General features: G+C 44.5%; 7 protein-coding genes and 2 pseudogenes. 4 read left to right on the top strand and 5 right to left on the bottom strand.

From position 1 onward, the window contains the following. Positions 1 to 188: pseudogene (locus tag EJQ19_RS32975) on the top strand (hypothetical protein); the annotation flags it as partial. Here the strand turns inward: EJQ19_RS32975 and EJQ19_RS33135 are convergent. The 3 genes and pseudogenes from EJQ19_RS33135 to EJQ19_RS31395 all read right to left on the bottom strand — a co-directional run. Then, positions 149 to 286 (bottom strand): annotated as a pseudogene (locus EJQ19_RS33135) (alpha-helical endospore appendage domain-containing protein); the annotation flags it as partial. The pseudogenes EJQ19_RS32975 and EJQ19_RS33135 sit on opposite strands and share 40 nt — an antisense overlap. A gap of 192 nt (positions 287 to 478) precedes the next feature. Further along, complete coding sequence (locus tag EJQ19_RS31400) at positions 479 to 985, bottom strand: hypothetical protein (protein WP_126145141.1); 507 nt, start codon at positions 983 to 985, stop codon at positions 479 to 481. 4 nt (positions 986 to 989) lie between these two features. Further along, on the bottom strand, positions 990 to 1,307 hold the full coding sequence (locus EJQ19_RS31395; RefSeq protein WP_241243172.1) for an alpha-helical endospore appendage domain-containing protein: 318 nt from the start codon (positions 1,305 to 1,307) through the stop codon (positions 990 to 992). A gap of 139 nt (positions 1,308 to 1,446) precedes the next feature. Between EJQ19_RS31395 and EJQ19_RS31390 the strand changes: the two genes are divergently transcribed. The 3 genes from EJQ19_RS31390 to EJQ19_RS31380 all read left to right on the top strand — a co-directional run bounded on the left by EJQ19_RS31390 (position 1,447) and on the right by EJQ19_RS31380 (position 3,931). After that, entirely contained in the window at positions 1,447 to 1,767 is a 321-nt protein-coding gene (locus tag EJQ19_RS31390; protein WP_126145139.1) for an alpha-helical endospore appendage domain-containing protein, read from the top strand. Between the two features lie 139 nt (positions 1,768 to 1,906). Then, complete coding sequence (locus EJQ19_RS31385) at positions 1,907 to 3,034, top strand: glycosyltransferase (RefSeq protein WP_241243171.1); 1,128 nt, start codon at positions 1,907 to 1,909, stop codon at positions 3,032 to 3,034. Between the two features lie 48 nt (positions 3,035 to 3,082). Then, positions 3,083 to 3,931: a glycosyltransferase gene (locus tag EJQ19_RS31380; protein WP_126145138.1), complete on the top strand. Its 849-nt coding sequence runs from the start codon at positions 3,083 to 3,085 to the stop codon at positions 3,929 to 3,931. Positions 3,932 to 4,289: 358 nt separating this feature from the next. On the opposite strand, the gene EJQ19_RS31375 is transcribed toward EJQ19_RS31380, so the two are convergent. After that, positions 4,290 to 4,952: a bifunctional 2-keto-4-hydroxyglutarate aldolase/2-keto-3-deoxy-6-phosphogluconate aldolase gene (locus EJQ19_RS31375; protein ID WP_126145137.1), complete on the bottom strand. Its 663-nt coding sequence runs from the start codon at positions 4,950 to 4,952 to the stop codon at positions 4,290 to 4,292. A gap of 41 nt (positions 4,953 to 4,993) precedes the next feature. After that, positions 4,994 to 5,971: a sugar kinase gene (locus EJQ19_RS31370; protein ID WP_126145136.1), complete on the bottom strand. Its 978-nt coding sequence runs from the start codon at positions 5,969 to 5,971 to the stop codon at positions 4,994 to 4,996. Between the last annotated feature and the right edge of the window lie 226 nt (positions 5,972 to 6,197).

The raw sequence follows: 6,197 nt of genomic DNA, 5'->3' as shown, positions 1-6,197 counted from the left end.
TTGCTCCCGTTGCTCCTGTAGGACCTGGAGGACCGCCTGATGGTCCAGTTGGCCCTGTTGGACCTGTTGGACCAACTGATATCGGTGTCGAAAGAATAGATTGCAATTTATTCTGCAAAATTACTTCTTTCGTAATAGAATCCCTCAAAACTCCTTGCACACTGCTATTTACTGCTAATATATCCTGAATGGATGAAGGTATTGTAAGACCAGGTAATGTCCCAAGTGCATATTGAATTTTCTCAGCTTCAGCATTAATGATGTGACTTAACCCTAGTTCCTCCAAACCAATAGATGCGAGAAGTAAATTGATGACGTCTTCACGATTTAAACTAAATAGTGGCGTAATATTGGGAATATTCGGTTCTGACAAGGAATCCCCCCCTTAATTCATCATAGCTTCTACAGGGTATTCCCACGCAAAGTCATTTGTATAGGTAAGTGTAGATACCTTTCTAAATTACAAGGATCCACACTCTCACTTTAAACTTGTCTTAGATAGCTTGACTTCCTTAGTAAATAGTAATGGTCCTCTTCTTGGGGGCTTAACTTCCATTCTTGTGAGTAAATTATGTTTTTTTCGATAATAAATTTCCAATTTGCGAAAAAGCCGATAAAACTCAATATTCCCTAAATACTGAGACATTGTGTCTCGATAACGGCGAATAGCTTTACGTAATTTTAATAGAGAAGAGCATTTAAGAGAGGATTGATATTGTTGTTTATTTATATAGGATCCAAATTGTTTCTTATAAAGGACTATTTTTTTTAATAAAATTTCCTGCATCTGCAGTAACATTTCTAACATGTGATTTGACTCATCCCAAAGAAATCCTGAAATGTTTATTCCGCGCTGACAGCTTGCTTCGATGAAAAACAAAACAGCCTCTGCCTGATGAATTACCGCTTCTTCCAAATAGCTTACCGTATCCCATATCTGCCCACTGATCTCGTCAATTTTCAGATCATGTTCTACTTTTTGCATAACATCATTCTTCTTCACACTCGAAATGATGCGATTGCTTACGTGCAGCCCGCAATATATTTTCTAATTTACGGAGCAACAGCCACTCTTTCATCACTAACACGTCTACAAATTGGGAAACTGTTTCATTGAAATTAATGATGTCCTCGTTAGAAGGACAAGTGGGGAAATCTAACTCCTTACCAACAAAAGCCTGCATCTTCTCAGCTTCGGCATTCAACAAATGAGATATCGCTGTCTCTTCCAAAGCAATTGATTTAAGAAGATCAATGAAAACCTCATCTAGTGAGGGGCGATTGTTTTCAGGTGGAATCGTTGGCATACTCAAGTCATTCAGCTCCAGTCAAAAGCAATAATAACAGTTTTACAAAATATGGCATATCCCATTTTTAGGCACTCGCCGTCTCACGGATATGCGTTTGACATACTATACATAAAAACATGGAGAGGAGGGGCAAATTTTGTCACAAGCAAATATCCCAAATATTTCCCCAGTCATCAATTTAACGGTTGGTCAAACTGTTCCATTATTGCTCTCTTCCATTGCGTTAGAAGAGCTTGCATTAGCTCACATTGTCAATGCAGAAGCAGAAAAGATTCAATTCGTTCTAGGTACTCTTACACCAACGCTGAACACTTACTCACCAGTAACCGTGACACTCGACAATCTGTTGGCAATAAATAGTAGTGTTCGTCTCACCTTGCGTGATGTAATAAAAAAAGAAATGCTGCTCCAATTTAAATTGGAAGATGTTTTGGCGTTAATCGGCATTACTCCGTAGTACTGAAAAAGTCAGGGGTAGGTGACCTTCAGACTACCCCCAATCTTATTAACGTTCGGCTCGGGCACCCTTCAATATATGCAAAGATCTAGGCGATTGCCTTTCTCACCTTACAAAATCCATCGAAGAGGAACAAATAATGAAAAAAAAGACGTTATCTTTATGTATGATTGTTAAGGATGAAGAAGCATTTATCGAAAACTGTTTGAGAAGTGTTCAAGATACAGTGGATGAAATCGTTATCGTGGATACAGGGTCAACAGACCACACCGTTGACATATGTCGTTCCTTTGGCGCAAAAATTGTAGAATTTCCTTGGATGGATGATTTCGCTTCTGCAAGAAACCGTGGGCTGCTCGAAGCTAATGGAGATTGGATACTATGGCTTGATGCTGATGAAGAGCTCGATCAAAAAAGTGGTCAGATTCTCCTTCATTCATTAGATCAGGATGAACATGACTTCTTTTCCATACATTTAGTCAATTATATGGGAGAACAAGTGCAGCTAGACAATGCTTACCTCATTGCTCATACCCGATTATTCCGTAACCGTAAAGGAATTCAGTTCAAAAATAGAATTCATGAAATTCTCGATACGCCCCCTCCGAATCAAATTCCCATCCTGCCAATAAAAGTTTATCATTACGGCTACCTTGATCCTGTTGTTCGGCGTAAAAATAAATCTCAACGAAACATGACTATTTTAGAAAACGAAATGAAAAAATCGGATTACGACCCATGGATTCCTTATCATATGGCAAGTGAATACTATCGCATTCGGGAATATGAAAAAGCATTTCAGTATGTCAATATGTCCATACTACAATTTTTGATTAAACAACTTTCTCCTCCCTCGCTTCTATACAAATTAAAGTACTCGATCTTATTGAGTGTTGGTAGTATTGACACCGCTTGGCCAGGTATTCAAAAAGCTATCGAACTTCACCCCGACTATGTAGACTTACATTTTTATAAAGGGATCATTCTTTTAGTGAAAGAAAACTATTCAGACTCCTTAGCTGCCTTCGAGCACTGTATAAATCTGGGTGAGAAATACTTAAATCATCTTGTATTGCATGGTGTTGGAACTTTTCAAGCCTGGTACTATATAGGGGTTTGTTTTGAAAAAATGAATCGCATTGATGATGCCAAAGATGCTTATAAGAAATCTATCCTTCTATCTTCCTCCTACTTGCCTCCAAGGGAAGCACTACTGAAATGCCTATCTGAGGAGGATCAATCCATAACTACTACTGATATATCATAACTTCATATTTAACGTAGGCGTGCATTCATGAAGGAGTTGCTATGGAGTATGAAGATTATTCACACAATGCCGTTATTAATTCGTGGTGATTCATCCTATAACGAAGATTTGAGAATGGCTAAAAACTGTTTTGAAAGCTTACAATCCTCGGATGACAATTTTGTTGTTATCTATAATCAAGGTTGTTTAAGTAATGACGAATTGAATCATTTATTATCTAGCTTCCAATTACCATCTGTAATTCTTGGCAATGGTACGAATGTAGGGATTGCCAAGGCTAGGCAAACCTGTTTCGAATACATTTGGAATCACTTTAAGGAAGTTCATTATATATCTGAGATTCATGTAGATATGGTGTTCCCCCGAAATTGGTATGAGCCACTGCTTGACTTATTGGAGAATTCCGATGAACCTATGATTTCACCTGGGATTCTAACACAGTATGGAGAACTTCAACCAATAGGAAATAGCGCAATAATTCCAGAAACCATAGAAGAATTAATTAAGTTATTGGAGGATTCAGCCCGTAATGAAGTACATGAGGGTTTCGTACATCCTGTTGTTCATAAAGCTAACGCTTTACGGGAGATTGGAGGCTATGATACCCGATTCATTAAAGGCAAACAAGGGTATGAGGACGATAGTTTGCTTGTAGGGTATCTGTATTATATGGGAACTCGGACGAACTGGCGACCCAAATGCTATCTAAAATCATTGGTTTACCACGCCACAATGGCTCAGCGGATGTCTCTCCCCGATAAACACTTGGACTTTGATCTCAATGGGGTTGGTTTATTTTTTCAGCACGGTGCACATGGCTTGAAACAGTTATCTAAGATTCATAAAAACGCTACAACATTCGATTTACTACTTGAAAAATTTTCACAGATATTATAATTGCTGTGAAATATCAGGATAAGGCGTTCTTGGATGATGCAGAGGACTCCACCTCTTCCGCATCATAAAAAGTCGGTCTACTTCAGCTATTTTTGAATTAATTTACAGGAATATTAAGTTCTATCCGGAGTTGTTTTACGGTCTTTTCATTGTTTAGGTAGGCTGTAATGGCTATTATTTTTGTTTTTAATTTCATTTGGGATTCCTCCTGTACAGCTCTCTTTCAATTCACCAATTACTCAGAACATACCAAAAAAAACCCTTGATGTACAAGGGTTTCCATTGTGATGCGGTCGGAGGGCTGTGCACCCTCACGTATTGTGAGCGCCGCCCACTCAAGACGGGCGCTTTCCTAAGCCTACTGCTTCGCTGCGCGGTACGCTTCGATATATTGGGCAGCCTTCTTCGCGACAAGGCTGTAGTCGCCGGTTTTGACCGCGTCGCTGGTCAAATCGGAACCGATGCCGACGGCCACGGCGCCGGCTTTGATCCATTCGCCGAGGTTGCTCAGCGACACCCCGCCGGTTGGCATAATGTTCGCCTGTGGCAGCGGACCTTTGATGGCCTTGATCATCGCCGGCGAGTAGAGATTGCCGGGGAACAGCTTTACAATGTCCACGCCAAGCTCCAGCGCGGCCTGGATGTCGGCGATCGTCATGCAGCCGGGCATGACGGGCACACGATACCGGTTACACAGCGTAACCGTTGCCGGGTTCAGAGACGGGCCGACGACGAACTCGGCCCCGCTCAGGATGGCGGCACGCGCCGTCTCGGGGTCAAGGGCGGTGCCCACCCCGATAATGGCGAACTTGGACGCATCCTGGGTTGTGGAGGAGTAGCGCTTCGCCAGATCCTCGATCGCGCGCAGCGCGAACGGCACGGTCATCGTCACCTCGATGACTTTGATGCCGCCTTCAATGGCCTGCTCGGCCATTTCAACGACTTCTTCCGGTGTTTCGCCGCGCAGCACGGCAACGACGCCTTCACTCGAAATTTGCTGCAGCAATTTGATTTTTTTCATATTGGTTATCTCCTTATCGGGTTATATAAATTCGATTACGATTACCGTTCAATATGTTTAACGTCATTAAGTACGGCATCGACTTGCTCCCACGTCGGTGCGCCTTCCCAGTCGCCTTCCGTCTGCACGATCATCGAGCCGACGAGATTGCCGATGCGGACCGCTTCCGGGTACGAGAGCCCTTTTTGCACGCCGACCAAAAAGCCCGCACAAAAGCCGTCCCCAGCCCCAACGGTATCCACAACATGTTCCGCTTTAAAATAAGGCACAGCCGTAATCTCGTCCTGCGTCACGACGTATGTCTCGTTGTCGCCGCCTTTGACGATGGAGACGCCCGGCAGCTTGCGCAGCTCGGCCACGATCGTATCCCAATCTTCCGTCTGGTACAGCAGCTTCAGCTCGTCAAGACCCGGCAGGAAAATATCCGCCAGCTTCGCCAGCTCCAGCAGCACCGGACGCGCCTCCTCGATGCTCCACAGCTTGAGGCGCAGGTTCGGGTCAAAGCTGACCTTGACGCCGTGCTTCCGCGCCAGACGCACCGCTTCGAACGCCGCCTCCCGGCAGGACTCGCTCAGAGCCGGCGTAATGCCGGTCAGATGCAGCAGCTTCGCCCCTGCGATGTAGGACTCATCCAAGTGCTGCGCGCCCATCCGGCTGGCAGCCGAGTTTTTCCGGTAGTAGTAGACGGACGTTTTGCCCATGAGGACTTCGCGCATCATCAGCCCCGTCGGTGCTTCCGCTGTCAGCTCCGCACGTGAGACATCGACGCCTTCGCCGCGAATCTTCTTGAAAATCATCCGGCCCAGCGGATCCTTGCCCAGTCTGCCGAACCAGCCCACGCTGCCGCCAAGGCGCGAAATGCCGATCGCCACGTTGCTCTCCGCCCCGCCGAACAAGCTGTGCAGCTCCGACGAGTACTCCAGGCCTTTGCCACCGGAAGGCATGAGCAGCGCCATCGTTTCGCCAAATGTCAAAATCTCTGGAGACGTCCCTTGCTGTGTTTGAGTATTAGCCGACATAGAAGCACTCCTATCTTATGTTCGATCACGCGAAGTGCGTGTCCAATTAATTGAAACGTTTAAATTGTGACTTCTATCTTATTATAGTGGATATAAAGCGATTGCACCAGTATGAAAACCGGGGATGCCCTAGCTAGAAAAAGTTAGCGCAAACCTAACGGCCTCCACAGCGCTTATCTGTCCCAAAATAAGGCAGCTCCCACGCCTAACGGTTGCCAGTGAGCTT

Origin of the sequence: Paenibacillus whitsoniae (genome assembly GCF_003955665.1) — a bacterium.
Taxonomy (GTDB): domain Bacteria; phylum Bacillota; class Bacilli; order Paenibacillales; family NBRC-103111; genus Paenibacillus_E; species Paenibacillus_E whitsoniae.
The sequence above is the reverse complement of the archived record's forward strand: the minus strand, read 5'-3'. Positions and strand labels throughout refer to the sequence as shown.

Bases quoted from the DNA above. Each gene is read 5' to 3' on its own strand.
- EJQ19_RS31400 (WP_126145141.1), bottom strand. From the start codon at position 985: ATGCAAAAAGTAGAACATGATCTGAAAATTGACGAGATCAGTGGGCAG.
- EJQ19_RS31370 (WP_126145136.1), bottom strand. From the start codon at position 5,971: ATGTCGGCTAATACTCAAACACAGCAAGGGACGTCTCCAGAGATTTTG.
- EJQ19_RS31380 (WP_126145138.1), top strand. From the start codon at position 3,083: ATGAAGATTATTCACACAATGCCGTTATTAATTCGTGGTGATTCATCC.
- EJQ19_RS31395 (WP_241243172.1), bottom strand. From the start codon at position 1,307: ATGCCAACGATTCCACCTGAAAACAATCGCCCCTCACTAGATGAGGTT.
- EJQ19_RS31385 (WP_241243171.1), top strand. From the start codon at position 1,907: ATGAAAAAAAAGACGTTATCTTTATGTATGATTGTTAAGGATGAAGAA.
- EJQ19_RS31375 (WP_126145137.1), bottom strand. From the start codon at position 4,952: ATGAAAAAAATCAAATTGCTGCAGCAAATTTCGAGTGAAGGCGTCGTT.